26 protein-coding genes and 1 riboswitch are annotated in these 24,690 nt (G+C 66.3%); of the genes, 8 read left to right on the forward strand and 18 right to left on the reverse strand.

Annotated features, from left to right (window positions below; translation table 11 throughout):
* Positions 1-4: 4 nt before the first annotated feature.
* From THIARS_RS10250 to tpx, 8 genes are all read right to left on the reverse strand, one after another.
* A complete protein-coding gene (locus tag THIARS_RS10250) occupies positions 5-832 on the reverse strand; it encodes a phosphodiesterase (protein WP_094160859.1) in 828 nt (275 codons plus the stop codon).
* Positions 829-1,887 carry an ABC transporter ATP-binding protein gene (locus tag THIARS_RS10255; protein ID WP_094160860.1) on the reverse strand — a complete coding sequence of 353 codons (1,059 nt, stop codon included), beginning with the start codon at positions 1,885-1,887 and terminating at the stop codon, positions 829-831. Before THIARS_RS10255 ends, THIARS_RS10250 begins: the two co-directional genes overlap by 4 nt.
* The gene (locus tag THIARS_RS10260) at positions 1,884-2,705 is read right to left on the reverse strand and encodes an ABC transporter permease (RefSeq protein WP_425444243.1); all 822 of its coding nucleotides are present in this window, start codon (positions 2,703-2,705) and stop codon (positions 1,884-1,886) included. Before THIARS_RS10260 ends, THIARS_RS10255 begins: the two co-directional genes overlap by 4 nt.
* On the reverse strand, positions 2,702-3,523 hold the full coding sequence (locus THIARS_RS10265; protein WP_094160862.1) for an ABC transporter permease: 822 nt from the start codon (positions 3,521-3,523) through the stop codon (positions 2,702-2,704). The genes THIARS_RS10260 and THIARS_RS10265 overlap by 4 nt, the downstream gene beginning before the upstream one ends.
* 26 nt (positions 3,524-3,549) lie before the next feature.
* Positions 3,550-4,509: an ABC transporter substrate-binding protein gene (locus THIARS_RS10270; RefSeq protein WP_245845979.1), complete on the reverse strand. Its 960-nt coding sequence runs from the start codon at positions 4,507-4,509 to the stop codon at positions 3,550-3,552.
* A gap of 53 nt (positions 4,510-4,562) precedes the next feature.
* A complete protein-coding gene (locus THIARS_RS10275) occupies positions 4,563-5,585 on the reverse strand; it encodes a LacI family DNA-binding transcriptional regulator (RefSeq protein ID WP_094160864.1) in 1,023 nt (340 codons plus the stop codon).
* Positions 5,585-6,235, reverse strand: coding sequence for an HAD family hydrolase (locus tag THIARS_RS10280; RefSeq protein ID WP_094160865.1), 651 nt, complete (start codon positions 6,233-6,235; stop codon positions 5,585-5,587). The genes THIARS_RS10275 and THIARS_RS10280 overlap by 1 nt, the downstream gene beginning before the upstream one ends.
* A 296-nt stretch (positions 6,236-6,531) precedes the next feature.
* A complete protein-coding gene (gene tpx / locus THIARS_RS10285) occupies positions 6,532-7,029 on the reverse strand; it encodes a thiol peroxidase (protein WP_094160866.1) in 498 nt (165 codons plus the stop codon).
* Positions 7,030-7,262: 233 nt separating this feature from the next.
* On the opposite strand from tpx, the gene THIARS_RS18640 reads away from it, so the two are divergent.
* Positions 7,263-7,811 (forward strand): hypothetical protein, encoded by a 549-nt coding sequence (locus tag THIARS_RS18640; RefSeq protein WP_186436652.1) that lies wholly within the window; start codon positions 7,263-7,265, stop codon positions 7,809-7,811.
* 18 nt (positions 7,812-7,829) lie between these two features.
* On the opposite strand, the gene THIARS_RS18645 is transcribed toward THIARS_RS18640, so the two are convergent.
* Positions 7,830-7,967 (reverse strand): hypothetical protein, encoded by a 138-nt coding sequence (locus THIARS_RS18645; RefSeq protein ID WP_186436653.1) that lies wholly within the window; start codon positions 7,965-7,967, stop codon positions 7,830-7,832.
* 312 nt (positions 7,968-8,279) lie between these two features.
* Here THIARS_RS18645 and THIARS_RS10295 point away from each other — a divergent pair, with 312 nt between their 5' ends.
* Together THIARS_RS10295 and THIARS_RS10300 are read left to right on the forward strand one after the other, a co-directional pair.
* Positions 8,280-9,428 carry an ACT domain-containing protein gene (locus tag THIARS_RS10295; protein WP_094160867.1) on the forward strand — a complete coding sequence of 383 codons (1,149 nt, stop codon included), beginning with the start codon at positions 8,280-8,282 and terminating at the stop codon, positions 9,426-9,428.
* Between the two features lie 196 nt (positions 9,429-9,624).
* Complete coding sequence (locus tag THIARS_RS10300; protein WP_094160868.1) at positions 9,625-10,032, forward strand: hypothetical protein; 408 nt, start codon at positions 9,625-9,627, stop codon at positions 10,030-10,032.
* A gap of 73 nt (positions 10,033-10,105) precedes the next feature.
* On the opposite strand, the gene THIARS_RS10305 is transcribed toward THIARS_RS10300, so the two are convergent.
* Positions 10,106-10,693, reverse strand: a complete 588-nt coding sequence (locus THIARS_RS10305; protein WP_094160869.1) for a cytochrome P460 family protein — start codon at positions 10,691-10,693, stop codon at positions 10,106-10,108.
* Positions 10,694-10,884: 191 nt separating this feature from the next.
* Between THIARS_RS10305 and pcaC the strand changes: the two genes are divergently transcribed.
* Positions 10,885-11,262 (forward strand): 4-carboxymuconolactone decarboxylase, encoded by a 378-nt coding sequence (gene pcaC, locus THIARS_RS10310; RefSeq protein WP_094160870.1) that lies wholly within the window; start codon positions 10,885-10,887, stop codon positions 11,260-11,262.
* Between the two features lie 305 nt (positions 11,263-11,567).
* On the opposite strand, the gene THIARS_RS10315 is transcribed toward pcaC, so the two are convergent.
* The gene (locus tag THIARS_RS10315; RefSeq protein ID WP_245845883.1) at positions 11,568-12,062 is read right to left on the reverse strand and encodes a TraR/DksA C4-type zinc finger protein; all 495 of its coding nucleotides are present in this window, start codon (positions 12,060-12,062) and stop codon (positions 11,568-11,570) included.
* 99 nt (positions 12,063-12,161) lie between these two features.
* On the opposite strand from THIARS_RS10315, the gene THIARS_RS18650 reads away from it, so the two are divergent.
* Together THIARS_RS18650 and THIARS_RS10320 are read left to right on the forward strand one after the other, a co-directional pair.
* Entirely contained in the window at positions 12,162-12,299 is a 138-nt protein-coding gene (locus THIARS_RS18650) for a hypothetical protein (RefSeq protein WP_186436654.1), read from the forward strand.
* Between the two features lie 439 nt (positions 12,300-12,738).
* Positions 12,739-12,951 (forward strand): hypothetical protein, encoded by a 213-nt coding sequence (locus THIARS_RS10320; RefSeq protein ID WP_094160871.1) that lies wholly within the window; start codon positions 12,739-12,741, stop codon positions 12,949-12,951.
* Between the two features lie 1,303 nt (positions 12,952-14,254).
* Here THIARS_RS10320 and THIARS_RS10330 read toward each other — a convergent pair.
* Complete coding sequence (locus THIARS_RS10330; RefSeq protein ID WP_094160873.1) at positions 14,255-15,292, reverse strand: methyl-accepting chemotaxis protein; 1,038 nt, start codon at positions 15,290-15,292, stop codon at positions 14,255-14,257.
* A 725-nt stretch (positions 15,293-16,017) separates the two neighbouring features.
* On the opposite strand from THIARS_RS10330, the gene THIARS_RS10335 reads away from it, so the two are divergent.
* A complete protein-coding gene (locus tag THIARS_RS10335) occupies positions 16,018-16,854 on the forward strand; it encodes a helix-turn-helix domain-containing protein (RefSeq protein ID WP_222423064.1) in 837 nt (278 codons plus the stop codon).
* Between the two features lie 52 nt (positions 16,855-16,906).
* Here THIARS_RS10335 and THIARS_RS10340 read toward each other — a convergent pair whose 3' ends face one another.
* Both THIARS_RS10340 and THIARS_RS10345 read right to left on the reverse strand, forming a co-directional pair.
* Positions 16,907-18,403, reverse strand: a complete 1,497-nt coding sequence (locus THIARS_RS10340) for an AMP nucleosidase (protein ID WP_094160875.1) — start codon at positions 18,401-18,403, stop codon at positions 16,907-16,909.
* A gap of 105 nt (positions 18,404-18,508) precedes the next feature.
* The gene (locus THIARS_RS10345) at positions 18,509-19,498 is read right to left on the reverse strand and encodes a LysR substrate-binding domain-containing protein (RefSeq protein ID WP_186436655.1); all 990 of its coding nucleotides are present in this window, start codon (positions 19,496-19,498) and stop codon (positions 18,509-18,511) included.
* A 290-nt stretch (positions 19,499-19,788) separates the two neighbouring features.
* Here THIARS_RS10345 and THIARS_RS10350 point away from each other — a divergent pair, with 290 nt between their 5' ends.
* Positions 19,789-20,232, forward strand: coding sequence for a DUF2917 domain-containing protein (locus tag THIARS_RS10350; RefSeq protein ID WP_186436656.1), 444 nt, complete (start codon positions 19,789-19,791; stop codon positions 20,230-20,232).
* A gap of 20 nt (positions 20,233-20,252) precedes the next feature.
* Here the strand turns inward: THIARS_RS10350 and metF are convergent, their stop codons facing one another.
* The 4 genes from metF to corA all read right to left on the reverse strand — a co-directional run bounded on the left by metF (position 20,253) and on the right by corA (position 24,543).
* The gene (gene metF / locus THIARS_RS10355; RefSeq protein ID WP_094160878.1) at positions 20,253-21,086 is read right to left on the reverse strand and encodes a methylenetetrahydrofolate reductase [NAD(P)H]; all 834 of its coding nucleotides are present in this window, start codon (positions 21,084-21,086) and stop codon (positions 20,253-20,255) included.
* A 130-nt stretch (positions 21,087-21,216) separates the two neighbouring features.
* Positions 21,217-22,635, reverse strand: coding sequence for an adenosylhomocysteinase (gene ahcY / locus THIARS_RS10360; RefSeq protein WP_094160879.1), 1,419 nt, complete (start codon positions 22,633-22,635; stop codon positions 21,217-21,219).
* A 60-nt stretch (positions 22,636-22,695) separates the two neighbouring features.
* Positions 22,696-22,809: riboswitch (S-adenosyl-L-homocysteine riboswitch) on the reverse strand.
* 25 nt (positions 22,810-22,834) lie between these two features.
* Entirely contained in the window at positions 22,835-23,479 is a 645-nt protein-coding gene (locus tag THIARS_RS10365) for a LysE family translocator (protein WP_094160880.1), read from the reverse strand.
* A gap of 62 nt (positions 23,480-23,541) precedes the next feature.
* Positions 23,542-24,543 (reverse strand): magnesium/cobalt transporter CorA, encoded by a 1,002-nt coding sequence (corA, locus tag THIARS_RS10370; protein WP_094160881.1) that lies wholly within the window; start codon positions 24,541-24,543, stop codon positions 23,542-23,544.
* Between the last annotated feature and the right edge of the window lie 147 nt (positions 24,544-24,690).

Raw genomic sequence — 24,690 nt, forward strand, 5'->3', positions numbered from 1 at the left:
TGGCTCAATCGATGAGCTGGCCGTCCTGGTGGAAGAAGGGGTAGGGGCCTGGCGATTCGTCCACCGGCACCAGATGGGACACTAGGCCCGTGCCCGGCAGCCAGGCATGGATTTGGAACGCCGGTGGCTCCATGCGGTAGGCGGCCGGCGCATCCGGCCGGATGTCGAGCGCGACCTGATGCGCCGGGCTGGGACAGGTGGAGGCCAGGGTGCCGGCGAAGCGGTGCTGAATGGGCCTGTGCAGATGGCCGCAGAGAACGCGCTCGATGTTCGGATGCCGCGCGACGACCGCGCCCAGGCGCGCACAGTCGGCGGCGGGCAGGCCGATGGCGTCCATATGGCCGATGCCGGTGACGAAGGGCGGGTGGTGCATGGCCAGGATGACCGGCTGCCGGTCGGCGCGCTCCAGCTCCTGCTCCAGCCAGCGCAGGCGCGCCTCGCACAAGCGCCCACCGCTGTGCGGCGGGTCCTGGGTATCGAGCGCGACCAGGCGGCAGGGGCCGAGGTCGGCGGCGTACTGCACGAAGCCGTCCGCGCTGCCGAGGTAGGCGTGGTCGGGGAACGCCGCGCGCAGCGCCTGCCGGCTGTCGTGATTGCCCACCAGCAGGTAGTGGGGCATGGGCAGCGCGGCGAGCAGCTCGCGCAGATGGGCGTATTCCTCGGCGTCGCCCCGGTCGACCAGATCGCCGGTGATGACCACGGCGTCGGGCAGGGGGCGCAGGGCGCGGATGCGTTCGAGGCAGCGCGCGAGGAAGCCCGCGGTGTCCACGCGGCCATAGGCCAGCGCGCCCTTGCGCTTGATGTGCAGGTCGGAAATCTGGCAAAGAATCATGCGGCGTCCTCGGGCAGGCACAACCAGGCGTCGGGCGCGATGGCTAGGCCGATGCTGCCCGACGGCGCAAGGTCCGCGCGGCCGGGCACGTCGACCAGCACCGGGGCGTCGCCGATCTCGCCCACGGTGAGGCGGGTGCGGTCGCCGAGAAAGACGGCCTGCAGCACGCGCCCGACCAGGTTCGCCTCGGCGTGCGGCACGATGCGCGCGTCTTCGGGGCGGAACCACATCGCGCCGCCGGGCGGCAAGCGCCGGGGCAGGGCGATGGGGGCGGCGCAGCCGGCGCAGTGGAAGCGCCCGTCGCGTACCTCGCCGGCCAGCCGGTTGAGGGTGCCGATGAAGCGCGCCACCGCCAGGCTGGCGGGGCTGTAGTAGATCTCGCGCGGCGTGCCGGCCTGCTCGATGCGGCCCGCGCTCATCACCACGATGCGGTCGCCCAGGGCCATGGCCTCGGCCTGGTCGTGGGTGACGTAGACGGTGGTGATGCCGAGCTGGCGCAGCAGGCTGTTCATCTCCACGCGCAGGGTTTCGCGCAGCTGGGCGTCGAGCGCGGTGAGGGGCTCGTCCAGCAGCAGCACGCGCGGACGCGGCGCCAGCGCGCGGGCCAGGGCCACGCGCTGGCGCTGGCCACCGGAGAGCCGGTTCACCGCGCGTTCGGCGAATTCGCGCAGGCGCATCAAGTCCAGCAGTTCGTCCACCCGCCGCGTGATCTCGGCGGCAGGCAGGCGCCGGATGCGCAGGCCGTAGCCGATGTTGCCGCGCACCGTCATGTTCGGGAACAGGGCGTAGCTCTGGAACACCATGCCCACCTGGCGCGACTCGATGGGCTGCTGGGTCACGTCCTCGCCGTCGAACAGCACGGTGCCGCCGGGGTCGGGGCGCTCCAGGCCGGCGATGAGGCGCAGCATGGTGGTCTTGCCGCAGCCCGAGGGGCCGAGCAGGACCACGGTTTCGCCGGCGGCGACGGACAGGTCGACCGGACGCAGCGCGCGCTGGCCGTGGTCGAAGGTCTTGGCGCAGCGGCGCAGGGTGATGGCGACGGACGCTTGCTTCATCGGGAGGCTCGCTTGTCGGGATCGTTCACGCCCAGGCGCTGCATGAGCACGAGCAGGGGAATGATCATGAGGAAAAAGATCAGGGTGTAGGCGCTGCCGACTTCCAGGCGCAGCGAGGCGTAGGCGTCGGCGAGACCCACCGGCAGGGTCTTGGTCATCGGCGTGCTGAGCATCCAGGTCAGGTTGAACTCGCCGATCGACAGCGTGACCACGGTGAGCGCGCCGGCCAGGATGCCGGGCCGGATATTGGGCAGCACCACGGTGCGAAAGCGCGCGACGAACCCCGCGCCGAGGCTGGCGGCGCCTTCCTCCAGGGTGCGCAGGTCGATGCTCGAACACACCGCGGAGACCGCGCGCACCATGAACGGCAGGGTGAAGATCACATGGCCGACGACGATGAACCAGGCGCTGACGCGAAAGGCGTGCAGGCTGCCGTACACCGCCAGCAGGCCGAGCGCGGTGGCCAGGCCGGGCATGGCCACCGGCAGCATCAGCATGCTTTCCAGCGTGCGGAACAGCTTGCCGCGGCTGCGCGACAGGGCATAGCCGCAGGGCACGCCGACCAGCAGCGTGATGAGCAGCGTGGCCATGGCCACTTCCAGCGACAGCCAGATGGCGTCCTGGTAAAGCCCCCAGACCTGCACCACCCAGCGCAGGGTCAGGCCGCTGCGCAGGCCGACGAAATCGTTGCGCGTGAGTCCGGCCAGGATGGACATGCCCACCGGGACGATGAGAAACAGGCTCAGCAGCAGGGTGGCGGCTGCCTGCAGGACGACGGGCAGGCGTTGCAGCGCGGTCTTCATGGCGAGTCCGCTCATGCGCCGGTGGCGACCGTCTGGCCGTCGAGTCCGTCGGCCCATGCCAGCACCAGCCAGGTCACCGCGCCCAGCACCAGGCTGAGCGTGGCGGCGGTGAGCAGGTCGGCATTGAGGGTGAACGCGGTGTAGATCACCATGGGCAGGACGTTGATGTCGGTGGCCAGGGTGAACGCGGTGCCGAAAGCGCCCACCGCGGTGGCGAAGCACAGCGCGCTGGCGGCCGCCAGCGCCGGCGCCAGCGCTGGCAGGACGACGTCGCGCAGCACCTGCCAGGACGAAGCGCCCAGGCTGCGCGCGGCCTCTTCCAGCGCCGGGTCGAGCTTTTCGGCGGCGGCCATCAGGGTCAGGATCACGCGCGGAATGGAGAAATAGAGATAGCCGAGGAACAGCCCGCCCAGCGAATAGGCGAACACCACGCGGTGGCCGAACAGCGCGGCGGCGGCGTCGGCCAGCAGGCCCTGCCGCCCGGCCAGCATGATCACCATGAAGCCGACCACCACGCCCGGAAAGGCCAGCGGCAGCGTGAGCATGGCGATGAGCGCGTGGCGCCCGGGGAAGCGGCGGCGGGCGAGGAAAAGCCCGGCGATGAGCGACAGCGCGAGCGCCGTCAAGGTCACGCCGCCGGCCAGCGCCAGCGTGGTCGCCAGGCTACGCAGATAGCGCGCGTTGGTGAGGATGGCGAGATAGCCCGCCAGCCCATCGCCGGCGCTGATGCGTGCGAGCGCCGCCATCGGCAGCAGCCAGAACGCGGCGAAGATGGCCACCGCGGGCGCCAGCATCATGCCGCGCAAGGGCCGGGAGAACGTGATGTCTCGCATGGGACGGGACTTGCTCCGCGCCGCGCTCAGCGCACGTCGGCGAGGTAGAGCTTGACGAAGCCTTGCTGCACCTTGCCCATCTGCTCGTAGTTCACCGGCTTGACCCGGGCGTAGTCGCTCGCGGGCAGGAACTTGGCCGCGGTCTGCGGGCTCATGGCGCTCGGGATGACGGGGCGCAGGAAGGCATGGGCCCACAGCGCCTGTCCCTGCTCGGACAGCACGAAGTCGAGCACCTTCTTGCCGTTCGCCGGGTGCGGGCCGTTTTTCACCAGCGCCATCACGTAGGGCATGGCGATCGTGCCTTCGGCGGGGATGACGAAGGCCACGTCGGCGTGGTCCTTGTATTCGGCGCGGTAGGCGTTGAAGTCGTAGTCGATCAGGATGGGGATCTCGCCCGACAGCACGCGCGCATACGCGGTCTGCTTGGGCACGATGGGGTCGTTCTGCTGCAGGCGCTGGAAGTACCGGATGGCCGGCTTGAAATCATCCAGCGTACCGCCCATGGCCAGGTTCACCGCCACTGCGCCGGCATAGCCGACGAAGGCGCTGCTGGGGTCGAGATAGCCCACCATGCCCTTGTATTCGGGCTTGAGCAGGTCGGCCCAGGACCGGGGCACCGGCCTGCCGCCGAGCGCGGCCTTGTTGACGAAAAAGCCCAGGGTGCCGGAGTGGATGGCGAACCAGTTGCCTTGCGGGTCCTTCAGGTCGGCCGGAATCGCGTTCCAGTTCTTCGGCTTGTAGGGCGTGATCACGCCGGCGGCCTGGGCCTGGAAGGCCGAGCCGATGCCGAGGTAGACCACGTCGGCCACCGGGCTCTGGCGCTCCGCGATGAGCTGGGCGATGGCCTGGCCCGAGTTCTTGTTGTCGAACGGCACGGTGATGCCGGTGGCGGCCTTGATGGCCTGGATCTGGCTGGCCCAGTCGGCCCATTCGGGCGGGCAGTTGTAGCAAATCGCCGTTTCCGCAGCGTGCGCCGTGCCCTGCATGGAAAAGACGTTGAGGGCGGTGAACACCGCGAACAGCCAATGGCGCAAACGTTTCATGGCAAACACTCCGAGGGTGGGTGGGGGAGAAGGGACGCGGCTGTGCCGTCGGCGCGGATGCGGTGGGGCAGGATGCTGGAGGAGGTCGGCCCGCCTTCGAGCGCGCCGAGCAGGTGGCGCCAGGCCGCGGCGCCGATGTCGCGGTTGGGCTGGCACACGGTGGCCAGCGGCGGCGTCAGCAGTTCGCCGATGGCCAGGCCGTCGAAGCCGACGATGGAGATGTCCGCCGGCACGCGCACGCCGGCCTCGCGCAGCGCGCGCATGACCACCAGCGCGAGCAGGTCGTTGCCGCAGAACAGGGCGGTGGGGCGGTCGCGCGGATCGGTCAGTCGTTGCAGGATGGGGGGCGGCAGGGCGCGTTCGTTGAAATCGATTTGCAAGGGCGCCTCGGCAACCAGCCCGGCTTCCTCCAGCGCGTCGCAATAGCCCTGGTAGCGCTGCGCGGCGCGGTCGGATGCGCCCAGGTCGCCGGTGAGCATCAGCACACGGCGATGGCCTTGCGCCACCAGCAGTCGCACGCCGTCGCGCGCGGCGCCGCGGTTGTCCACCGACACGCAAGGGTGGGTGGCGCTGTGGTTGTAGACCAGTTGGTAGGGCACGCCCGAGCAGGCCAGTTCGTCGAGCAGGGGGTGGCCGGCGGCTTTGGCCACGGTCAGGATCAATCCGTCCACGCGCTGCGACAGCAGGGTGCCGATGGCGTGGGCCTCGCGGCTGGCGTCGTAGCGGGTGGTCATCAGCAGCACGCGGTAGCCGCTGGCCGCGGCCGATTCCTCGATGCCCTGCATGCATTCGCCGAACACGGGGTTGAACACGTCGGGCAGCACCACGCCGATGAGCTGGGTGCGCACGCTGCGCAACTGGCGCCCCAGCAGGTTGGGCCGGAAGCTCAGGGTCTGCGCCGCGGCAAGAACGCGGTCGCGCGTGGACGCCCGCACCTTGGCGGGTTCGTTCAGGGCGCGCGACACCGTGGCGATGGAGGTGCCGGCCAGTTCGGCGACGTCGTGGATGGTGCTGGCCATCAGGCTGTCTCGCGCAGGGAAATCACCGGCCAGTCGCGCGCGCGCGCCACCTGCGCCAGCACCGGGTCGGGATCGACCGCGACCGGATGCTGCACCGCCTCCAGCAGAGGAAGGTCGTTGTGCGAGTCGCTGTAGAACCTGCTTTGCTCCAGCCCGCCCAGCGAGGTGCCGAGCGCGGCCAGCGCGGCCTTGGCGTGCAGCACCTTGCCTGCTCCGAAGCACGGTGCGGGCAGGTTGCGGCCGGCGGCCGAATCGGCGGCCAGGACGTGTTCGAAGCCGAGGTGGCGCGCCACCGGCAGCACCAGGGCCTCGGGGCTGGCGCTGATCACCATGGTCAGCATGCCGTCGCGGCGCAGCGTGTCCAGCAGCGCCGGCGCGCCCGGCGCCACGGCAAGCAGCAGGCGTTCTTGGTTGAACGCATCGCGGCAGGCGCGCAGGCGTTGCGGCGCGATGGATGCGTCCACCGCCTGGCGGAATGCATGCAGGCCTTGGAAATCGAGCCGGCCGGCGTGATAGTCATGGATGAAGGCGGCGTGGCGCGCGAGCGCGTCCTCGTCCAGCAGGCCCTGTTCGCGCAGATAGTCGAACCAGAGTTGGTTGCTATCGGTGCTCAGCAGGGTGTGATCGAGATCGAAAAAGGCGACGCGCATCGGTGGTGCTCAGGATGTAAACCTTTTCATCCTAGGCAGCCGATATGTCGACTTGATGACGTTCGATGGCGCCTTGTCGCCGGCGAATCGCCCGGTTCCGGCCGGTTCACGGTTCGCGCAAGCCTTGCGCAAGTCGTGATGGACAAGTGCCGTTCAAGCCTGGGGTGGGCGCCTCTGTGCGGCGCGGGCGTCGCCGGCTTGGCCCTGCCGCCGCGCAGCAGGCTTGCAAACAGGGGCTCAGGCGGTGCGCAAGGCCCTCGCGGCGGCGCCGGGGCCCTGCGACTTGGGTGTCGTGCTTACAGCGCGGCCAGGGCGGCGGCGTAGTTCGGCTCGTCGCCGATTTCGGGCACCAGTTCGGCGTGCAGCACCTTGTCGTGTTCATCCAGGACGACCACGGCGCGCGCGGTGATGCCGGCCAGCGGGCCGCTGGTGATTTTCACGCCGTAGGCTTCCATGAAGTCCGGGTGGCGGAAGGTGGACAGGGTGACCACGTTGTTCAGACCCTCGGTGCCGCAGAAGCGGCTGGCAGCGAAGGGCAGGTCGGCCGAAATCACCAGCACCACGGTGTTGTGCATCTTGGCCGCGTCGGCGTTGAAATGGCGCGTCGACTTGGCACAGGTCGGCGTATCCAGCGAGGGCACGATGTTCAACACCTTGCGCTTGCCGGCGAAAGCGTCCAACCCGACGTCGGCCAGATCCTTGTTGGTCAGTTTGAACGCCGGTGCCTTGGCGCCGACTTGCGGCAGTTTCCCGGCGACGTCGATGGGCGAGCCGTGGAGGGTGACATGAGCCATGATTTTTCCTCAATTCAGGGGCGTTGGACGGAAGGCCACGCGCACGGGTTTGGTCTCGGCGCGGCCTGGCGGGGGCGCGGTCCGGCACCGCCGAGCGGCCCGGCCACGCAAACCAGCCAGTGCATGGTAGTGAGGAAGGCTGGTCTCTGCAGGGCCGAAGTCCACGGCACGACTGGGGGCTTCGACGCGAGATTTCAGCGCCGGATTTGTCACGTCTCGCGCAGAACCGGGTGTTGGCTCGCCTGATTCCGGCTGTCGAGGTGCTGGGCGCCACGACCGTGCTTGCGGTGGACAAGACCGGCACCCTGACGCAGAGCCGCATGCAGGTTGCCGAACTGGACGCGGACGGCGCGGTGTTCGACGCCGCCGATGCGGCGCCGCTGCCCGCGGCGTTCCATCGGCTGGTGGTGTTCGCCATGCTGGCCACGCCGCCCGCCCCTTTCGATCCGATGGAAAAAGCCATTCAGGATTTCTGGCACACGCAGCTCGTCGGCACCGAACACGTGCATGACGACAGCACGCCCGAGTTCCAGTACCCGCTGGACTCCGCGATCCTGGCCAATATGCGGGGCAATCCCTTGCTGTCGCGCATGTTCGGCGGCGTGGCCCTCGTGCTGGGGGCCGTGCTGACCATCACTCCCTTGCGCGAGCTGATGGGTTTCGGTCTCGTCGGCCTGCCGCCGCTGGTCGCCGCCGCGGCCTTGCTGCTGGCCTGCGGCCTCTGGCTGCAAGCCTTGCATTGGGTCGACGCGCGGACCCCGCGCGTACCGGGTGCCGCTTGAGGGCGTCGACGCTCTCGGTTACGGCTTTTTCCTGCGATCCGGAATCACCGTGGTGACCGCCGGTTTCACCGCTTGCGGCGAGATGGGCTTGGCCGGCGACTTGTCCTGCTTCGGCTTCTTCGCCTCTTTGTTGCTGCGCTGCTGACCTTTGGCCATGATGCCGCTCCTGGGGTGGGTTGGGGGAATCGATCGGGGACGAGGATGCGCGCGATGACGCCGCAATCCGGTTCCATCTCGCCGGGCTTGCGCCGCGCGGCCCGGGGGAGGCCGATGGCCATCGTAATAGTCTTCGCGTCCGGCCGGCGAACCGTGCGCGCCACCGCCGGCACGATCCGTCTGCAGCCGGAGGGAGGGCGGAAATCTTCCGGGCTCGTTACCATCCGAACGCCCCCGTGTGGGCGCGAAGCCGTGATCAATCGGCATGGCGGGCATGTTCGAACTTGGGCAGATGGAATGGAGACAGGCGCAATGAAGTGCACTTTGGTGGGGTCGCGGTATTTCGGGGCGATGGTGTTCGACGCGCTGCGCAAGGATGGCGTCGAGATCGTGCGCGTCGTCGCGCCGGAGGCCGACGACAGGCTGGCTCAGGCCGGGCGGGCGGCCGGGGTTCCGGTTTCGATTCTGGAGAATCCCAAGCTCGTGCCCGCGGGCGACGTGCCGGAGGGCACCGATCTCATCGTCGCCGCCCACACCCATGCGCGCGTTAGCAACGAGGCCCTGGCGCATTCGCGGCTCGGCGGCATCGGCTACCACCCCTCGCTGCTGCCCCGGCATCGCGGCATCGCTGCGGTGGAATGGACCCTGCTCGAGGGCGATCCGATTGCCGGCGGTTCGGTCTATCACCTGGCGGACGGCTGGGATGCCGGTGCCATCGCGGCCCAGGACTGGTGTTTCGTCCTCAAGGGCGAGACCGCGCGGGAACTGTGGGAACGCGCGCTGGCGCCCATGGGCTTGCGCCTGCTGACCCAGGTGGTGCGCCAGGCCGCGCGGGATGGCGTGCTTCCCGCGCAGGCGCAGGACGCGCGCTTCGCCACCAAGGCGCCAATGATCCGCAGGCAGGTGTCGTTGACGGAAGCGCGCAGTCCGCTTACCTCGGTCGTCGTGACCGCAATCGGTGCGGACCGTCCCGGCATCGTCAGTCAACTGGCCGAGCGCGCGCGCGAATTCTCCGCCAACTGGGCCGGCAGCCGCATGGCCAATCTGGCCGGGCAGTTCGCCGGGATCGTGCAATTCGAGGTGGCGGCCGAGAACGCCGAAGCCCTGGTCACAGCGCTGCGCGGGCTGGAGTTTTCCGGCTTGCGCGTTGCCGCCACCAAGTGCGAAGCGAAACCCGCGCCGCCGGGGGCGCGCATGGTCAAGCTCGAACTCGCCGGTCCCGACCGTCCCGGCATCGTGAGCGACTTGTCGCGCAACCTCGCCGCGCGTGGCGTGAGCATCGAGGACCTGCACACCGAGATCGTCGGCAACGGCCAGGCCAGCGGCCACGTGTTCAAGGTCAGGGCCCTGCTCGCCGTCCCCGACGCCATTTCCAGCGCGGCGCTGCAGCATGACCTGGAGGCGCTCGCCGCCGAAATGGTGGTCGACATCGCGCTCGGGGAACAGTCGGCAAACGCCTGAGTCCGGCCTTGCTGGGTGGGCAGCGCGTTGTTCGTGGATCGCCCCCACGGGGATGGTAGGGTCGTTACATCACGAAACGATCCAGGGCCGAATGGATCATTATCCTCATCGGGCGCGAATCTGGCGGGTCCAGTGATGGCCTGTCCGTTCGCCGTTCTCGACAATGTCGTCCCGACCCCAACCCGAAGGAAAGTCCATGAAAAGATTTGCGCTGACGCTGGCACTGGCCAGTTTCGCAATCGCCCCGGCATTCGCCGCCATGAAGGAAAAACCCGTCAAGGTCGAACTGGGCGCGCAGAACGGTTCCGGTGAAACCGGCTATGCCATGCTCTACCCCCACGGCGCCAAGACCAAAGTCATCGTGCACCTCAAGAGCACCCCCAAGGGCGTGGCTCAGCCCGACCATATCCACAAGGGCACTTGCGCCAACCTCGATCCCAAGCCGGCTTTCATGCTCAAACCCGTGGTCGGCGGCAAGTCGATCACCATGGTGGATGCATCGGTCGCCGATCTGCTGAAGGAGCCGATGGCCATCAACGTGCATGAAAGCGCCACGGATCTGAAGAAATACGTGGCTTGCGGCGACATCGTCGCGCCCAAGTAAAACTTCCGTTCGGCGCATGCCGGAATCCGGCCGTTTGGCCGGATTGCCATCCCTGCACGCGCGGCGGCGGCGTTTACTTCACGATCGCCTCGGGGTGCTGCGCCAGTAGCTGGGCGTACTGCGGCGAAATCTGCTGCTTCGGGAAAAACGCCTTCCACACCGCGACCGGGAGCAGTTGCTGCGGCGGCGGCGCGAACACGAAATCCTGCTGCGTCACCATGGCATGGCAGGCGATGCAGGCCTGGACCTTGCCGTAGGCGACGACTTGGCCATCGGGTTTGTAGGCGGCCATCACCCAGTTGCGATCGGCCTGGTCGTAACCGTTCAGCTTGAGCATCGCGGTCACCCCGGTGAGCTTCTTGCCGGCGTCGTAGTTTTCCTTGACCACCAAGGCGCCGTCGGGGTAACGCTGGACCTTCTCGATGCTGCCGGCTTTGCGAATGGCGTCGTTCTCGGCGGTGTTGGCCAGATCGGTGGTGTACACGTCCACGGTGCGCGAGCCGAGTTGGTAGGGCTTGCTATCCAGCATCAGGGCGTGGCTCTTTTCCAGGGCCTGGATATCCCGCCAAAGTGCGGCGGGGCTTGGAGCCTGGGCTGCCGAGGCCAGGGCGGGGATGGTCAGGATGATGCCTGCGACGCTGTACAGGGCGAGTTTGCGCATGGGATGCTCCTTCAGGGGGGTGGTCGGGCACGATTCAAAACCACATAGACGGATCTTCGCGTAAATTTATTCCAACGCGCAGGGAGAGAAAAATAGCGTGGATCTCTGCAAGCGGGGGGGCTGGCGGGCCGCATGAACCCATCGCATGGCGTTTCTTGTGGCTTCGATACGCATATTTGGGAGAGCCAACCATGAACCGGGAACGATACGACCGAGGTCTGAAAATTCGCAAGGACGTGCTGGGTGCCGACTATGTGGACGCCGCCATCCAGAATGCCGACGATTTCAACCGCGACTTGCAAGGGCTGGTGACGGAATACGCCTGGGGTGAGATCTGGTCTCGCCCCGGTCTTGCGCGTCGCGACCGCAGTCTGCTGAATCTCGCGATGCTCACGGCCTTGAACCGGCCCCATGAACTCAAGCTCCACATCCGTGGGGCGCTGGCCAACGGCGTGACCAAGGACGAGATCAAGGAGGTGTTCCTGCAGACGGCGATCTACTGCGGAGCACCGGCCGCGATCGACAGCTTTCGCGCCGCCAAGGACGTCTTCAAGGAGATGGGGGTCTGACGCATGCAGACAGGACCTTGTGCCTCGCCCCGTCCCTGCGGGCCCTAGACCATGACACGCATTTCACACGCGCAACTCATGCGCCTGCATGGGAGCCTCTGTTCGCTGCTGCACTGCGAGGGCGCGGAACTGCAGCTGACGGCCACTCCTGAAGGCTTGGTCATGCTTTTGTGTCGGCCAAACGCCTCGAACAGCCTGACCCGTCTTGGGTCGCCCGACGAGTTGCTCGGATGGGCGCGGACCCAAGGCGCAAAGCCCGCGCGACGCAAGCGAAGAGCGAATTCGCACTGAAGGCGTGCGCGTCGCTAACGGCCTCGCATTCTTTGCGTCGATTCGCGCCGCTCCTGCGACTCCAGCGTGAGGGTTGCCGTGGGCCGCGTGAGCAGCCGAGGAATGCCGATGGGCTCCCCGGTTTCTTCACACCAGCCGTAGCTTCCGTCCCGAATGCGCTGGAGCGCACGGTCGATCGCATGCAAGTGTTTGCGCTCGCGATCACGCACCCTGAACTCAATGAGATGATCCTCTTCGAGTGACGCGCGATCCGAAGGGTCCGGGGTCGGTTCAAAAACCTGCAATTGATCGGTGGTTTCTCGCGCCGCGCGAAGCAACACATCGCGCTCGGCGCAAAGAAGATCCTGGAAAAACGCAAGCTGTTCCGGCGACATGTATTCGGCCACCGGCGCCGAGAGAAGCTTGGCCAGCACGGCCGGCGGCAATGCCGCGTCTTGGACGTTCATCATGGTCGACCTCTTCCAGAAAAGGGCACGCCGTAATACACGTGGCTGGAATGCAACCGCCACATCATGCCATCCAAATGTGAAAGGCTGGCATGTTTCTTCCACGCGCCTACACTGAACCGATCAGCCCGCCCATTCGCGAGCGATCACAGGAGGTTCATCATGCCTAGAGGTCAGCAACGCGGCAACAAGGAAGCGAAGAAGCCCAAAAAGGACAAATCGCCACCCAATGCCATCATGCCGCTCGGAGGCAAAACCCCAATGCCTGCCCTGGCGCCGGAACCATCCAAGAAAAAGTGAGCGCCAAACCCGGCCGCTGCGTCCGGAAGTCCGCGTTCCAACGCCCAAGATCGGGCACGGCCTGCGCGTGATGCCCGTCATGCCGCAACGGTGCTGTTTTGCTGGATGGCAACAAGGTTTCGCGGTCTGTCGGAGAGACCTTGAAGGAGATCCGAATGCGGCGTAGAGTCAACGCAACGGCAACAAAAACAAGGAGGCGATATTGCCCGTGAAGTGGGGAATTCTCTGACCGACCAACACGCCAAGGCGTGAAAGGCTCCCGCCCTTGGGGGCACACCATCAGGCACTGCACAAACCCCGCGTTTGTCAGTGCCTGAAATTTTTCCGGCCTAGCAGGCTGTGTGCCGCATGGTCAACCAGGCCAAGCCGCTGATGTGATCGTGTCGGACGACACGCTAGAAGTGGAGGCCAAGGTGTTGAACAAGGACATTTTGGTTTCGTGCGCGCGGGCCAAATCGCGACGGTGAAGTTGGAGATCTTCTCCTTCCCCCGCGATGGAAATCTGCGTGGCGCGGCGCGCATCCACCTCGACGCCAACCACATGTGGGTGGATCGCCACTGGGTCAAGCTCTCCCTGGGCATGGCGGTCACAGTGGGCATCAAGACCGTGCGGCGCAACGGGGATTTTTCACCGGATCCTCAAGAAATCTGATTCAGTGCCGTCTATAAATTAGCTTTTTATTTTTGCTCCTGAACTGGCCTCGATCCGAGGCGATATTGTATTTTCCGGCGCATCTCATAGATGCGAGTATAAATATCTTTAATTGCCGCCTAATCATATTAATTGCGGTCACAGATCCATCTTGCTGCGCGGGCTGATGCAATAGAAAAATCAATGTCAAAGTCAAATGGAGCTTCACTCATGGCGGTAGGTCGACATGCCGTAAAACCTGTGGGCAGAGAAAATTCTCACCCAATTAGTTTGGCTCGCGAAAAATTTAAACGTAAAAAGTGCGTCAAAAATAAAATGACTGACATCATCAAAAGGTATTTTTCTTGGTTAATATTAATTGTGTTTTTAATTTATAGCGTGACAGCGCTATGGCGATATCAATTATTCCTGAGAACGCCGATCTGCGGCGTGCATTTTTAAAGTATAGAAGGGGTTGTCATGGAATATTCGACCAAGTCGGCAGATGCTGCAAGCATGCGCGCTGACAAGCTTATGGGCTGGACAGTTGTGCTCATTTTTCTAATCTGTGTTGCGCTTGGTTTTTTAACGAATAGTTGGCAGGAGGTGCTGTGGGTCGGATTGCCAGCTGCAGGCGCTCCATTGATTATTATATATTTATCTCCTGGAGCGCTTGTTTCGCGTTTGGCAGTGGCTCTGTCCTTCATGATTTTTTGTGCCCTTATGATTCAGCAAACAGGGGGCGCAATTGAGGCGCACTTTGGAATTTTTGTGCTGCTAGCCTTTCTTTTATTCTACAGGGACTGGAGACCCATCTTGCTCGCGGCAACGGTGATCGCAATTCATCACTTGACCTTTAATTACATGCAGCAAGATGGGCTTGGGGTGCACTTATTTTCGCAGGGCGCAAGTCTAGAGAGAGTTGTTGTTCATGCGCTTTATGTTATTTTTGAAGCGGGCCTTCTTATTTATATTTCAATTATTTTGCGCGCAGAAGCAAATATGCTCGGCGGTGAGCCAAAATATGTTACCCAAGTTGTAGGTCAGATTGCATCCGGAGATTTCACCGTTCCAATCGCTGTTGGGTCCGACGTTCCGGGCAATGTTCTAGGTGCAATTGAAGCCTTACGCCACAAACTTTCTGCGGCGATGGGTGAGGTGCGCTCGGCGGCTGACAACCTGTCGTCTGCCTCCACCGAGGTGTCGTCCACCTCGCAAAGCATCTCCCAGGCCGCCTCGGAGCAGGCCGCCTCGGTGGAGCAGACTTCGGCGACGCTGGAGCAGGCCACCGCCTCGATCAAGCAAAACGCCGACAACGCCCGCCTCACCGACACCATGGCGCAGCAGGCTTCCTCCCAGGCGCGTGANCCTGGGAGGAAGCCTGCTGCGCCATGGTGTCGGTGAGGCGGGCGTTGTCGGCGTTTTGCTTGATCGAGGCCGTGGCCTGCTCCAGCGTGGCCGAAGTCTCCTCCACCGAGGCGGCCTGCTCGGTCGTCGCCTGCGCCAAGCTCTGTGACGTTGCCGAAATCTGGGTCGAGGCCGAGGACAGGTTGTCCGCCCCGGATCGCACGGAACCGAGGGCTGCCGTCAGCCGGCGCACCATCTCGCCCAGCGCGCCGAGCAGTTGGCCGGTCTCGTCGCGCGAATTGGCTTGGACCTGGACCGTGAGGTCGCCGTCGGCCACTCGCTGCGCCACCCCCACGGCCTGGCTGAGCGGGACGGTGATCGAACGCGTGATCCAAGTGCCGAACACGAACGCCAGCGCAAGCGCGAACAGGGTTGCCCCGGCCGCCGCGTCCCGGGCTCTGGAATAGGCCGCGTCGGCGTGCTGCGAAGCCAGGCTGAAATGCCCGACAAAGCCCTTGTCCAGTTCGGCCAGGTCGGCCTTGAGGGCGTCCTCGGCGGGCTTGACCTGCTGCTGAAAAATGGTCAGCGCATCGCCGCCGCTGCCCTGTTGCTGCGCGTTGAAACAGACCTCCAGGGCGCTTCTGTACCGGGCCAGGCTGGTCTTGGTCCGATCCAGCAACTGCTGGCTTTGCGCGCTATGCACCATTTGCGCGAGTTGCGCGACGGCCTGCTGGCTGGTGCGTTCGCTCGCCCGGATGCGCTGCTGGATGCTGGATTGCTCGGCTGGATCCTTGCTCAGCAGGATGTCACGGCAATCCGCGGCATTCTGGTTGACGTCGGCCTTGATCTCCCCGACGCGGTGCGCCTCGGGCCAGGCGACCTTGGTGGCTTCGTCCGTGGCCCGTTTCATGGCATTCATGTTCATGATCGCGACCGCCGCCAAAGCAACCAGCAGCATGACGATCAAACCAAAACCTAGGCCCAGGCGCAGGCCGATTCGCATATTCCGCAACATAGAGCACCTCGCTAATCAGACGATAAAAGCGCCTATGTCTCGGCAACATACACCAAGATCACAACAAATTCGACTAAAGGCGCGAACAGACCGATTAACGTCGCGGCTGGTGCATTATTGAGGCCGCCGGCGAATTCAAATGAAACAAAACGCTACCGTTTTGCCCGGCAAACGCCTATGCTTGCTTGCAACGACAGAAACCGTCACGTCTCGACGGCAAGCGGCCCGTCAAACCCCCGCGCGCATGCCCTGGCCGGCAATGTGACGGAACGGCAGAAAGGCCGAAACGTGCGGCAACGTGCATCAATTCGCACTGTTTCACACCCGAAGGTCATGGGAGTCTCAAAAACATGATTGAAAGTCCAGAGACACTGTCGGTTTCAAGCACGCCTTGTTACCTTCGCGAAGCTCAATCAATTGGAGTCGGCGAGTGTGGAGGAGACGGCGGTTCGACCGGGAGGGATGCAGGCCAGAGGTCCTGAAACCCGGCATAAACACGGCCTGTGCGCGGCGCGCATCCGTCAGGAATCGCCCTTGCGCGGCCATGGCGCCCGGCATGCATGGGCATCGGGCCTTGGGCTGGCCGATGCAAACCCGCGCGTTGCAGCGCTTTGTGGCCGATATCTTCGAACGCATCGGGCGAATTCGCGAACCGGCCCGACGGCATTCGAATCGGCATCACCACAGCCCCGCAGAGTTCGAGAAAGCTCGAGAGGCTTAGGTCTGTGCAAACGCAATCCACGGAACGAAACGCAGCCGAGTCCGAGTGCCAAACCAGCTATGACCGCTTATCGGCGTTTTTCAGGGTTTTCGACCTCTCGGTCAGCCTCGACGCAACGACTGCGGCGCCTGACGACGCCAAACTGGTCGTCGGCTTGACGCCCGGAGGGCACGCGTCGCGAATCGTGTTCTACACGCGCGGCCCCATGGATCCCGAACCCTGGGATGCGGACGTTGTCGCGGCATCGATCAAATTCGGCGGCGCGGCCAATCCGCTCGTGAACGCCTTGCCGGACCGGGTGGCGATGAGCTTGGGCGATGCGCCGGCGCTACGCGCAATCGCCAATGCCTTTGTTTTCGAAGCAACCGAGGCGCAGTGCGGCCGCGATGCCGCCCTCGGCCGCCTGGCCGAGTTGATCGTGCTCATGATCCTACGGCAAGCGATTCGAGCCGGAGCCACCGGCGCGGGCCTGCTCGCCGGCCTTGCCCATCCGGCGTTGTATCGGTCGCTGGCGGCCATCCACAACGACCCGGCGCGCGCCTGGAGAATCGACGATCTGGCCGCGCTCGCCGGCATGTCGCGCAGCCGGTTCATGGCACTGTTCCGCGAGACGCTGGGAACCACGCCCGGCGTCTATCTGACCGACTGGCGGCTGACCTTGGCGCGGCGGGCCCTGTCGCAAGGCCGCAGGATCAAGTCGATCGCGGCGCGCGTGGGCTTCGGTAGCGCCGCCGCCCTGTCGCGCGCCTATGCGCGCAAATTCGGCTATGCGCCAAGCCAGGAGCGCCTGGTGGCCGAGCCTGGCTTGGCGCAGCACATCATCGTGCCGGGCGGGCCGTGAACCGCCGGGGGCGGCCTTCGCCCCCGGCCGGTATGCGCAGCACGCCGGCCGCTCACTGGAACGCCACCTCGTCGAAGCTGCGCAGCTTGCGGCTGTGGAGCTGGTCCATGCGCTGCTGGCGCAGGATTTCGAGGGCGCGGATGCCGATGCGCAGGTGCTGGTCCACCCGCTCGCGGTAGAAGCGGTCGGCCATGCCGGGGAGCTTGATGTCGCCGTGCAGGGGCTTGTCGCTCACGCACAGCAGGGTGCCGTAGGGCACGCGCAGGCGAAAGCCGTTGGCGGCGATGGTCGCGCTTTCCATGTCGAGCGCGACGGCGCGGCTCTGGCTGAAGCGGCGCTCGGGCGTGCTCAAGGGGCCGTGGAAGGGCTGCAGCTCCCAGTTGCGGTTGTCGGTGCTGGCCACGGTGCCGGTGCGCATCACGCGCTTGAGTTCGTAGCCCTGCAGCCGGGTGATCTCGGCCACGGCCTCCTGGATCGCCACCTGCACCTCGGCCAGCGGGGGAATCGGCACCCAGGGCGGCAGGTCTTCGTCCAGCACGTGGTCTTCGCGCACATAGCCGTGGGCGAGCACGTAGTCGCCCAGCTGCTGGGTGTTGCGCAGCCCGGCGCAGTGGCCGAGCATGAGCCAGGCGTGCGGGCGCAGCACGGCGATGTGGTCGGTGATGGTCTTGGCGTTGGCCGGGCCGACGCCGATGTTCACCAGCGTGATGCCGCTCCGGTCGCGCCGCAGCAGGTGGTAGGCCGGCATCTGCGGCATGCGCGGCGGGGCTTCGCCGAGCGCGTCGAAAGCCTCGGCGGGCTGGCCGACGCGGCGGGTGACGAGGTTGCCGGGCTCGACGAAGGCGATGTAGTCGTCCTCCATCTCCGCCGGACTGGCCATGCGCTCGCGCGCCAGGCGCGCGAATTCGTCGATGTAGAAGCCGTAGTTGGTGAACAGCACGAAGTTCTGCACATGCCGGGGGTCGCAGCCGGTGTAGTGGCGCAGCCGGTGCAGGGAGTAGTCGACCCGCGGCGCGGTGAACAGCGCCAGCGGACGCGGCTGGCCCGGCACGGGCTCGAAGGTGCCGTTGGCGATGCCGTCGTCCATCGCCGAGAGATCGGGCAGGTCGAACAGGGCGCGCAGGCGCGCGCGCTGCTCCAGGCTGAGCTGGGCGTCGAAAGGCTCGTGGTCGGCGAAGGTGAAGGACAGCGGAATGGGCGTGGCGCTGACACCCACCTCCAGCGGCGCGCCGTGGTTGCGCAGCAGCAGGGCGAATTGCTCGCGGTAATAGTCGGCGAACAGGTCCGGCCGCGTGAGCGTGGCCTCGAACACCCCCGGGCGCGAGACGAAGCCGTAGCTCAGGCGCGAGTCCGCATGCGCGCCGCTGCTGGTGCGCACGCGCACGAAGGGGTAGCACGCGCGCACCGGCTGCGCCGGCTCGGCGCCGGCGAGGAAGCCGTGCAGCGCGTCGTGCAGAAACGCCACGCCCTGGGCGTAGACGGCCTGGACATGGGCCAGCGCGGCATTGGCGTCGGTGTGGCTGCGGGTGATGAGGGGGGTTTCGGTCATGGTGTGCGGATGATGCGCGGGCGCCGCGGCGCCCTGGTGGCACAGGCCCGAGGCCTGAGAACGAAGCCGCGAACGCGGCAACAATTTTGCGCTGCCGGGCGAACCTCAAGCGGATTCGCTCTGCGCCGGCGCGTGCAGCTCGGCTTCCAGCCATTGGACCAGAGCCATGACTTCGGGACGCCTGACGGCGTCGACGCGCTGCGCCAGATAGTAGAAACAGCCGCTGCCGCGCATCGGCCCCAGCGGCAGCACCAGGCTGCCGTCGGCCAGCAGATGCTGCACCAGCGTCATCTGCCCCATGGCCACGCCCATGCCGGCCAGCGCCGCCTGCACCGCCTGGTGGGTGAAGTTCAAGTCCAGCCAGCTCAGCGGCTCGACCGGCGCGTGCTCGATCGCGGCGAACCAGCCCGGCCAGGACAGTGCTTCGATATGACATGCCTGCAATGGTGAACTGCCGCGCGATCCAACATCGGCGATCAGCGTGGTGCGCTTGAGATCCGCCGCAGTGCGCAAGCCGCCGCGCGCCTCTAGTTCAGCGAGCAGGCGCGGGCTGCACACGGGCGCGATGCGCTCCTCGAACAACACCCGGGCGCCGGGCGCGCGCGCCAGCGGGTTGTCGGGGTGAGGCAAACGAATCGCCACGTCTTGGCCCGACGCATCCAGGTCGGCCAAGCGGTCCGAGGCCTCGACCGCGATATCCACCTCGGGATGCGCGGCCTGGAACAAGGGCAGCCGCGGCATCAGCCACAAACTGGCGAAGGAGGCGAAGGTGGTGATGCGCACGCGCGGGCGCTGGGTGCTTTGACGCAGGTCGTCCACCGCGCCGTCCAGCGCGGCCAGCGCCGGGCGCAGCGCCGCCGCCAATCGCTCGCCAGCCTCGGCGAGCCGGATGCGCGGGCCGTCGCGCAGGAACAGCGCCACGCCGACCTCGGCCTCCAGCGTCTGGATCTGCCGGCTCAGCGCGGACTGGGTGACGAACAGTTCGCGCGCCGCGGCGGTGAAACTGCCCAGGCGCGCGGCGGCCTCGAACGCGCGCAGATTGCCGGCGTCGATGCGGCGCGGGAAACCTCTCGGCGGCGAACTGGCGGTTGACATGGCGTGCTCCTCTCGACGTTTCCCAACTCGTGATCGTGCGAATCTCTCCCCACCCCAACCCTCCCCGTGCATGGGAAGGGGGTCGGCACCTCCCCCACCAGTGGGCGAGGCTGGCACGCTGCCCCTGGGGACGGCCAGAAGCATGCAACAAACGCATGATAAGGATACGAAAAGACCGCTATCCGGAAAGGCCGAGCATGCCTACGATTTCCAGCATCGTTATCGGGTGATCGATGTCACCGCCCGACACCAAGGCCGTCGATTGGCGTATCGGCACGAAGGAGAGAATCATGCGTGAATGGAATGCAACACCGCTGCGGTTGCGGCGCGAATGGATCGCCTTGCAGGCTGGCGACTCCATGCTCCTGCGCGGCGCGCGCGGCCTGCGTGTGGAGGCCACGCCGTCGCCCTTCCCGGCCGAGCCGGCCCCGTTGCTGTGGCTGACCGAGGAGGGCGCGCTGGACGACGTGTTTCTGCGCCCGGGCGACAGCCACGTGCTGCGCGGCAATGGCCGCGTGGTGGCCACCGCCTGGGGGCCGATCAGCGTGCGCGTCGTCAAAGCCGCCGTGCGCGGCATGGCGTATCCGACTCCACCGGCAATCGCCGCCGGCGGGCCGGGGGCGATTGCGCTCCCGGCGCCGCGACCCGACGGACGACCTGCAATGCAAGCTGAAACGCGCGGCGGCCCCTGCCTCGCCGCGCCGCGGTTGCCGCCGGCCTGCTGCGGTGCCTGAACACTCCAGGCGGCAGGCAGTCAGCGGCCGCCGAGATCGCGCAGCAGATCGAGCGTGGGGGCCGCCTGGTTCAGGGTGTAGACATGCAAGCCCGGCGCGCCGCCGGCGAGGAGCTGGTCGCACAGGTCGGCCACCACCTCGCGGCCGAAGGCCAGGATGCTGGCGCGGTCGTCGCCGAAACTCTGCAGGCGCAGGCGGATCCAGCGCGGCACCTCGGCGCCGCACACCTCGGAGAAGCGAAGCAACTGACTGGCGTTGGTGATGGGCATGATGCCGGGCACGACGGGCGCGTCCACGCCGATGGCGGCGGCTTCGTCGACGAAGCGGAAATAGGCGTCGCTGTTGAAAAAGTACTGCGTGATGGCCGAGTTTGCACCGGCGCGCATTTTCTCGGCGAAATGGCGCAGGTCGTCCTGCGGCGTGCGCGCCTGCGGGTGGGTTTCGGGATAGGCCGCCACCTCGATGTGGAACCAGTCGCCGGTTTCGGCGCGAATGAACGCCACCAGGTCGCGCGCGTGGTGGAACTCGCCGCCGATGCCGTAGCCCGAAGGCAGGTCGCCGCGCAGCGCGACGATGCGGCGGATGCCCTCGGCGCGGTAGCGCCGCAGCAGGTTGCGGATGCTGTCCGCACTCGCGCCGATGCACGAAAGATGCGGTGCGGCGGCCACCCCCTCCTCGGCGATTTCCTTCACCGTGTGCAGGGTGCCGTCCTGGGTGGAGCCGCCGGCGCCGAAGGTCACCGAGCAGAATTGCGGGCGGTGCGCGTAGAGCTGCTGGCGCGCGGCGCGCAGCTTCACGGCGCCCTCGGGCGTCTTGGGCGGGAAGAACTCGAAGCTGAGGTTGGGAATGTCCATACCGGCATAGATCTCGGGAGCGGCCGGGCAAGGACCCGGCCGGGGAAAGCCGCTGCGGGCGGCGGCACGGCCAGCGAAGCTCGGCGAAGCGCGAACCCGGCGCCGGGTTCGCGCGCCAGCCCGCCGGGGTTCAATAGCGGTAGTGGTCGGCCTTGTACGGGCCGTCCTTGGGCACGCCGATGTACGTGGCCTGCTGGTCGGTCAGCACGGTGAGCTGGGCATTGAGCTTCTTGAGTTGCAGGCGCGCGACCTTCTCGTCCAGATGCTTGGGCAGGGTGTAGACGCCGACCGGGTACTTGGCGGTCTGGGTGAACAGCTCGATCTGGGCGATGGTCTGGTTGGCGAAGCTCGACGACATCACGTAGCTGGGGTGGCCGGTGGCGCAGCCCAGGTTCACCAGGCGGCCCTTGGCCAGCAGGATGATGCGCTTGCCGTCCGGGAAGATGACGTGGTCGACCTGCGGCTTGATCTCTTCCCAGGTGTACTTCTCGATCCCGGCGACGTCGATCTCGTTGTCGAAGTGGCCGATGTTGCAGACGATGGCCTGGTCTTTCATGCGGGCCATGTGGTCGTGGGTGATGACGTGGTAGTTGCCGGTGGCGGTGACGAAGATGTCGGCCTTGTCGCAGGCGTAGTCCATCGTCACCACGCGGTAGCCCTCCATCGCCGCCTGCAGCGCGCAGATCGGGTCGATCTCGGTCACCCAGACCTGGGCCGACAGCGCGCGCAGCGCCTGCGCGGAGCCCTTGCCCACGTCGCCATAGCCGGCCACCACGGCCACCTTGCCGGCCACCATCACGTCGGTGGCGCGCTTGATGCCGTCCACCAGCGATTCGCGGCAGCCGTAGAGGTTGTCGAACTTGCTCTTGGTCACGCTGTCGTTGACGTTGATGGCCGGGAAGCGCAGCTCGCCGCGCTGGTGCATCTGGTACAGGCGGTGCACGCCGGTGGTGGTTTCCTCGGTCACGCCCTTGATGTGGCCCAGGCGCGTGGAATACCACTTCGGGTCGCGCGCGATCTTGGCCTTGATCGCGGCGAACAGCACGCGCTCCTCCTCGCTGGTGGGGTTGCTGAGCACGGCCATGTCGGACTCGGCCCGGGCGCCCAGGTGCAGCAGCAGGGTGGCGTCGCCACCGTCGTCGAGGATCATGTTGGAGTAGCCGCCGTCGCTCCACTCGAAGATGCGGTGGGTGTAGTCCCAGTAGTCCTCAAGCGACTCGCCCTTGACCGCGAACACCGGCGTGCCGCTGGCGGCGATGGCCGCGGCGGCGTGGTCCTGCGTGGAAAAGATGTTGCACGAAGCCCAGCGCACCTCGGCGCCGAGCGCCTGCAGGGTCTCGATCAGCACGGCGGTCTGGATGGTCATGTGCAGGCTGCCGGTGATGCGCGCGCCGCGCAGCGGCTGGCCCGCCGCGAATTCCTCGCGGATGGCCATCAGGCCGGGCATTTCGGTTTCGGCGATGCGGATCTCGCGCCGGCCCCAGTCGGCCAGGGTGATATCGGCAATCGCGCAATCGGAAGTTGTGTTCAAGTCGGCCACAGCGTTCATTCGGTTCTCCATGAAACGGCGGCCGGGTCGGATGCACACCGCATCCCGCGCCCGGCACGGGTTGGGTGAGCGCCGTTGAAAGAAAACACGAACGACCAGAAAGGTCGGCGGTTTGCGATCAGGTCCCTGAGCCTGGCGACGGACAAACCGTGCGTTGCAACGCTCCTCAGGGAGTGGGCGATTCTAAATGCTTCGGGCCTCAGTTGCGCGCGGCCAGCGCCAGTCGCAGACCAAGGCCCACGAACACCAGCCCCGTCGCGCGGCGCAACCAAGCCCCCAGCGCCTGCGCGCGCCCGAGGCGGGCACCCGTGCGCGCCGCCAACCAGGCGACGCCGAGATTGAACAGCGTGCCGTTGATGTCAAACACCACGCCCAGCAGCAGGAAAGCCCAGCCTTGCGCGCCACCCGTGCTGTCGACGAACTGCGGCAGGAAGGCGAGAAAGAACAGGACGATCTTGGGGTTCAACACATTGGTCAGCATGCCCTGCAGGAATATGGCGCGCAAGGTCTGCTCGGGCGCCCGCGCGGCGCCTTCCACAACGGGGGCAGCGCCGGCACGACGCGCCAGCAGCAAGCCTGCGCCCAGCCACACCAGATAGGCCGCGCCCAGCCACTTGACCACCGCGAACGCCGTCGCGGACGCCGCGATCAACGCCGACAATCCCGCCGCGGCGGCCGTCACATGCACCAGGCAGCCCGCCCCCACGCCGAGCGCCGCGACCGCCCCGGCACGCGCCCCGCGCGCGGCGCTGCGCGACACGATGAACAGCATGTCCGCCCCCGGCGTGAGATTGAGCAGCAGACCGGCGAGCAGGAACAGCGCGAAGTGATGGATGCCGAGCATGGGAAGTGGGCAGCAGGTGGACGTGCGGTCAGACCGATTTCGCTTCTGACTTCAACGGTCGGCTAAAGCCAGCGGGCCCGCTTCAGCCAGAAATACAGGCCACCGCACAAGGCCAGCGTGAAGACGATCAGGGCGGGATAGGCCCAGGGCATGTCGAGTTCGGGCATGTGACGGAAGTTCATCCCGAACCAGCCCGTGAGCAATGTCGGCACGGCCAACAGCGCGGCCCAGCCGGCCAGCCGCTTGACCACCTCGTTCTGCTGGAGGGTGACGAGCGAGACCGACACGTTCATGGCGGCCGACAGCATTTCGCGCAGGACGCTCACGGTGTCGTTGATGCGGCTGGCGTGGTCGTTCACGTCGCGGAAATAGGGGCGCACGGAATCGGGGATCAGATCGCCGTGCAGGCGCTGGAGCTGCGCCAGCACGTCCTGCAGCGGCGCGACGGCCAGGCGCAAGCGGGTGAGTTCACGCTGCATGGCGTAAAGCCGCTTGAGGGTGCCGCGCCGCCATTGCTTGGCGAAGATGTCGCCCTCCAACTCCTCCAGTTCTCCCTGATAGGCCTCGACGATGGGCAGGTAGCCATCGACGATGGCGTCGAGCACCGCGTAGAGTGCATACGCCGGCCCCTGCGCCAGCAGTGCCGGCGCCTGCTCGGCGGCGCGGCGCACCGCCGCGTAGCCGGGCGAATCACCATGCCGCACGGTGAGGATGTAGTTCCGCCCCAGAAAAACATGCGTCTCACCGAAGCGCACATGCACCCCGTGGCGCGTCGCGGTGCGCGCAACGACGAACAGCGACTCGCCATAGGCCTCGAGCTTGGGCCGCTGATGCGCGTTGCCGGCATCTTCGACCGCCAGCGGATGCAAGGCGAACTCCTCCTGCATCTGCGCCAGCAAGGCGACATCCGGCTCGTACAAGCCCACCCAGACGAACCGATCGGGCAAGGCGAGCATGTCGCTGATGGCCTCCAGCGCGATATCGCCCACGCGCTGCCCGCTGCGGTCGTAGGCCACGCAGGCCCGCACACCGGGCCCGGTGTCGGGGGCATCAGAAGCGAGCATCGGTCTGTATCGATTCCATGGAGCAAAAAGGTCAGAGGTCCGGCACCGAACCAAGCGGCATATTACGCAGCGCGGCGAAAAGCGGAAACAGGGTGATGTGGTGAATACCGAGCATGGGATGAGGGTGGTGGATTGGACGTTCGGCTT

Source organism: Thiomonas delicata, assembly GCF_900088825.1.
In the GTDB taxonomy this organism is placed as follows: domain Bacteria; phylum Pseudomonadota; class Gammaproteobacteria; order Burkholderiales; family Burkholderiaceae_C; genus Thiomonas_A; species Thiomonas_A delicata.

Excerpts from the sequence above, each read along its gene's own strand:
- THIARS_RS10250 (WP_094160859.1), bottom strand. The coding sequence starts at position 832 with ATGATTCTTTGCCAGATTTCCGACCTGCACATCAAGCGCAAGGGCGCG.
- THIARS_RS10255 (WP_094160860.1), bottom strand. The coding sequence starts at position 1,887 with ATGAAGCAAGCGTCCGTCGCCATCACCCTGCGCCGCTGCGCCAAGACC.
- THIARS_RS10260 (WP_425444243.1), bottom strand. The coding sequence starts at position 2,705 with ATGAGCGGACTCGCCATGAAGACCGCGCTGCAACGCCTGCCCGTCGTC.
- THIARS_RS10265 (WP_094160862.1), bottom strand. The coding sequence starts at position 3,523 with ATGCGAGACATCACGTTCTCCCGGCCCTTGCGCGGCATGATGCTGGCG.
- THIARS_RS10270 (WP_245845979.1), bottom strand. The coding sequence starts at position 4,509 with ATGCAGGGCACGGCGCACGCTGCGGAAACGGCGATTTGCTACAACTGC.
- THIARS_RS10275 (WP_094160864.1), bottom strand. The coding sequence starts at position 5,585 with ATGGCCAGCACCATCCACGACGTCGCCGAACTGGCCGGCACCTCCATC.
- THIARS_RS10280 (WP_094160865.1), bottom strand. The coding sequence starts at position 6,235 with ATGCGCGTCGCCTTTTTCGATCTCGATCACACCCTGCTGAGCACCGAT.
- tpx (WP_094160866.1), bottom strand. The coding sequence starts at position 7,029 with ATGGCTCATGTCACCCTCCACGGCTCGCCCATCGACGTCGCCGGGAAA.
- THIARS_RS18645 (WP_186436653.1), bottom strand. The coding sequence starts at position 7,967 with ATGGCCAAAGGTCAGCAGCGCAGCAACAAAGAGGCGAAGAAGCCGAAG.
- THIARS_RS10295 (WP_094160867.1), top strand. The coding sequence starts at position 8,280 with ATGAAGTGCACTTTGGTGGGGTCGCGGTATTTCGGGGCGATGGTGTTC.
- THIARS_RS10300 (WP_094160868.1), top strand. The coding sequence starts at position 9,625 with ATGAAAAGATTTGCGCTGACGCTGGCACTGGCCAGTTTCGCAATCGCC.
- THIARS_RS10305 (WP_094160869.1), bottom strand. The coding sequence starts at position 10,693 with ATGCGCAAACTCGCCCTGTACAGCGTCGCAGGCATCATCCTGACCATC.
- pcaC (WP_094160870.1), top strand. The coding sequence starts at position 10,885 with ATGAACCGGGAACGATACGACCGAGGTCTGAAAATTCGCAAGGACGTG.
- THIARS_RS18650 (WP_186436654.1), top strand. The coding sequence starts at position 12,162 with ATGCCTAGAGGTCAGCAACGCGGCAACAAGGAAGCGAAGAAGCCCAAA.
- THIARS_RS10340 (WP_094160875.1), bottom strand. The coding sequence starts at position 18,403 with ATGACCGAAACCCCCCTCATCACCCGCAGCCACACCGACGCCAATGCC.
- THIARS_RS10345 (WP_186436655.1), bottom strand. The coding sequence starts at position 19,498 with ATGTCAACCGCCAGTTCGCCGCCGAGAGGTTTCCCGCGCCGCATCGAC.
- THIARS_RS10350 (WP_186436656.1), top strand. The coding sequence starts at position 19,789 with ATGCGTGAATGGAATGCAACACCGCTGCGGTTGCGGCGCGAATGGATC.
- metF (WP_094160878.1), bottom strand. The coding sequence starts at position 21,086 with ATGGACATTCCCAACCTCAGCTTCGAGTTCTTCCCGCCCAAGACGCCC.
- ahcY (WP_094160879.1), bottom strand. The coding sequence starts at position 22,635 with ATGAACGCTGTGGCCGACTTGAACACAACTTCCGATTGCGCGATTGCC.
- THIARS_RS10365 (WP_094160880.1), bottom strand. The coding sequence starts at position 23,479 with ATGCTCGGCATCCATCACTTCGCGCTGTTCCTGCTCGCCGGTCTGCTG.
- corA (WP_094160881.1), bottom strand. The coding sequence starts at position 24,543 with ATGCTCGCTTCTGATGCCCCCGACACCGGGCCCGGTGTGCGGGCCTGC.